Below are 4,054 nucleotides of genomic sequence, written 5' to 3'. Positions count from 1 at the left end.
CGTGGTGGCCCATCAGTGGAAGCCGCGCTACATCAGCGGCGAACGCGAGTCGGTGAAGACGCGACAGGAGACTCTGAAGCAGTGGGTGCGACAGACGCTGGATAGAACGCGCCCGCTCATCGAGGCGGATCTGCAGGAAATGAGCTGGAACCTGATTGCGCAGATCGAGGCGGATGAGGCGATCCTGGACGCGCTGGATCTGCGGCTGGCCAGCGAGGCGCATGTGGAGGTCCTCACGACGCGTTACCCTCCTAGCCGGTTCGATCTGGCAGCGTGCCACGAGAGCCTGCGCACAGCGGTGGGAGACGTCGTCCCACCCGAACCTGGCGGGGGCGACACCAGGCATGTGACGGTCGACGTGCGGGGACGGGAGCTGGAGCCCGCCGCGTCGGCTGACGGGGTTGAGCCCGCGTATTCGTTTTATTCACGCCTGACCGGCCAGCCGCTGGTCGAGGTGCGGCTGCCTGGGGAGTTAAGCGCCTTCATGCTCGCGCGCACGTTCCATTACAAAGACGAGCCCTGGCGCTTCGACATGTTTGGCGGCAGCCGCCTGACACGGGGGCGGCAGAAGTCAGCGCGGGACATCGCCGCCGGCCGCAGCGCGTCTGCTTCGGTGCTGCCGGCAGTTCGGTATGCCGACAGTGTCCCAGGCAGCGCCTTCATGGAACTGGCGCAGAAGCTGGCGCCGCAGCGCGAGGACTGGTCGCGCATGCAACGCGCGCTCATGGAGATGGTGCCGCCTGACCATGTGGTGGAGGGCACGTTGCGGCTGGGCTGGTTTGAGGACGTGCCCGGGCCGCAGCACCCCTTCAGGCTTCAAGGGCCACACCACGAACGCATCGCGCTCTGTCCAAATGACGGCTGCGGGTTTCTGAGATGGGACGTGGCGATGCGTATTCCAGTGGTACGCGAACATTTCGAGGCATGGAAGGCAGTCAGGGAGGCACGGGGCAGCCAGGCACAGCACAAGCTGGTGGATGGGCAGCAGCCGGGATTTAACACGCTGCCACCGCAGGCCCTGATGCATTTCCCGCGGGATGAGGCGGCGCTTGACGAAGCGCGCGAGGTGATGCAGCGCAGGCTGAACGGGGTGGACAGGCACGCATCGCAGGCGGTGGACTGCCTGACGCTGTACCAGCTGGCCGTAAGCGGCGGCTACCAGGGCCGGCGTATCCGCGCGGTCCCCTCGGCTGACGACAGGCTGTATCTGCCGACGATTCCCCTGCCGGGCTTTGCGCAGTTGCAGGGCGATGTGCTGGTGGGCAAACCGCCGTACGATAAGGAGAACCTGTTGCCCATTGCGGCCGAGCAGGTCGTTACGCCCGGTCAGGAGGACGTGACAGCTCGATTTCTGGACCAGTGCTTCGCCATTCAGTACAGCTATACGGGATTCGATGATGATTCGGGCACGGGCGCCGACATGCTGCACAGCAAGGGCATGCTGATCATTCCGCCGCCGGGCTACTGGTCGCCGGATCCGGACCACCAGGGGCTGCATCTGGCCTGTTCGCGGGAGGACCTGAAGACGCTGTCGCGCTGGAAGATCCGGCGCGAGCGCGACGCGCTGCCGCAGCAGATGTTCAGTACGGGCAGCCTGCGGGTCAAGGACGTGCTGTTGCCTGGGCGGCTTGGGGCAATCCCGATTGCGGAGCTGCGCAAGCGGAGCATGGACACGGACGGGGACGATGCGTTCGTCTATGCGGGCTATCCGGCCCTCGCGGGCCACATCCGTCGCGTCATGCAGTCGCGCCAGGCGCGACGGGGCGAGGAGCGCTCGTTCAAGCCGCCCAAGACTGCGCATCCTGCCATCGATGAACGGGGCCGCTACCAGGCGGGACGGGCGCGCGAAATTATGGCCGAGCAGCGCGGGGGCGCGTTGCTGGGTAAAGCCGCCACGCTCGCCATGCGCTTTCTCGCGCAGCCCGATGACCTGCGCGAGGCCATAGCGCGAAACATGATGTTCGGCACCTACGACGGCGTGGAGCGTGATTTGCGCAACGGACTGCGCAGGCGGCTGCAGGGGGACGAGGATGCACCAGCGCTGCAGCAGTTGCAGGTGCAGGCGCATGAGGCGATTGACCGAGCCCATGAGTCGCAAGCGCACGAGGCGGCGAAACTGCTGTATGAGCTATGTATGCAGATGGGAATGGACAGCGTCCAGGCACCGCAGCTTCCGTCAGCGCTGGCGCAGGGTTTCCCCGCACTTGCGAGCGCCTATGAGCAGGCAGACGACACGGCCGGGCGTGTGCACGCGGTGCTGGACAACTACCCGGTGTGCCGTCTGTCGCGTACGGCGTTCCCCGAGGGGCAGCCTGGGCTGGTGCCGGGCGAGCCGGAGCTGTCCATGCGCAACCTGTTTACGATAGCCATAAAGGTTGGCACCGACGCGCTGAAGTCGGACACAGGCACCGATCTCTTTACAAGCGTGATCGAGTGCTGCGAAATGGCCGAACGCCGGTATCCCGACCGTCTGCGTCGGGTACCGTATAGCAAGCCGACGTTGGTGGAAATACGGCACGGGCGCTTCAATCCACAGTGGGCAGACGCTGAGCTGCGGCAGATGCCAACGATGGCAGCGGGTGTCATGCAGGACGCCGTCCGGGCGCTGCAGCAAGCAGAGCTGCTCAGCGTACCCGCTACGCCGGCCGAACGGGTGCAAGAGGTTTCCCAGCAGGAGCTTGAGCAAGAGGCGCTGGCGCTCAATGAACGCGCCCGGTTGGCCGAGCCGGGGATCACGCTGCTGCTGCAGAAAATCATGGACGGGTGCAGTGAGCCCGGACACGCACGGGCGGGTCTGGCGGGCGAGCAGAACAGGCTGAAGTCGCCGCGCTCGCTGCAGGACAAGCTGGCCCGGCTGGTTGGTGGAGTGCAGCCCCGGACCCTGGCCCAGGCCAGCGCGCTGGTCAACGATGCGCTGCGCTACAGTGTGGTGCTGCCCGCGGATACGTTTATGGCGGACTATCGGCAGATAATGGCGCAGCTCGCGAAGGCGCATACTCTGATCCGGCGCACGAATCATTTCCTGCGGGACCAAGGCGCTTTCCGAGCGGTGAGCGTCACGCTGAAGCAGCCGAGCAGCATCGCATGGGAAATCCAGTTTCATACAGAGCAAACGTTCGGATGCAAGGAGAAGTACCACGATCTGTACAAGCAGGCGCAACGACTTGGATTCGATGGCGCCTCCCGCGACGAGATCTGGAAGTTGCTCGAGCCGGCGCGCAAGGCCTTCCGTGCATTAGCCGTTCCTGCGGGGGTGGAAGATATCGTGGACTGGGAGCCGGAAACGGTATTGAACATGCAGCCGCGGCCTCAGGCGTCGGCCGCGCCGCGCGTGCCCGCCCCCCTTGCGCAACTGGCCCAGCAGATCAGAAGCCAGGCCGAACGTCTCGAGGGTGCGGTCTCGCCTGTGCTGCAGCAGGCGCTGGAGGGCCACGGCGCGCAGTTGCGCACGGACGGTGGTAGCTGGCGCAGGTTTATCTTTAAGAAGAAGAAAAGCATTGAAGAGAAGCTTGCCCGGATACAGCGCGAGCAGGGTCTGCAAACACCGCAGGAGGCCGCCAGGCGAGTACGCGATGGTCTGCGCTATGAGGTGATTCTCGGTGCAGAGGGATTTACCACGGAAGCCCAGAGTATCCTGACCAGTCTGAAAAAGGCCGGCATGACGGTTATGCGCGTGAACAACAGCTTTACCCGGGAGGGCACCAGCTATGTTGGCCTGAATGTGAACGTGCGCACCCGCGTTGAGGGCGAAGACGCCGACTGGGAAATCCAGTTCCACACCCGTGAGAGCCTGCAGGCCAAGCAGAAGACTCACCGGACCTACGAAAGGCTGCGCCAACTGTCGCCTGATGCGGTGCCGCGCGAGACGCTGGAGAAGGAGCTGCGCGACGCGGCAGCGCGCGTGGCGCGCCCGCAGGGCATCGAGACGATCCTGTCCTTCGATCTCTATGCGGAACCGTCCATTGCCAACGAGAGGCCTGGTGATCCGATGAACCAGCCGTATCGCGGCGCAGCCGCGGATCAAGCACGCAGCTCCGACCTGAACACCGGGCAG

General features: G+C 64.9%; 1 pseudogene. It reads left to right on the top strand.

Going from position 1 to position 4,054, the window contains the following annotated elements:
- A pseudogene (locus K309_RS42735) lies at positions 1 to 4,054 on the top strand (XopAD/skwp family type III secretion system effector); the annotation flags it as partial.

The organism is Cupriavidus phytohabitans (assembly GCF_000426345.1).
Lineage (GTDB): Bacteria > Pseudomonadota > Gammaproteobacteria > Burkholderiales > Burkholderiaceae > Cupriavidus.
The sequence above is the reverse complement of the archived record's forward strand: the minus strand, read 5'-3'. Positions and strand labels throughout refer to the sequence as shown.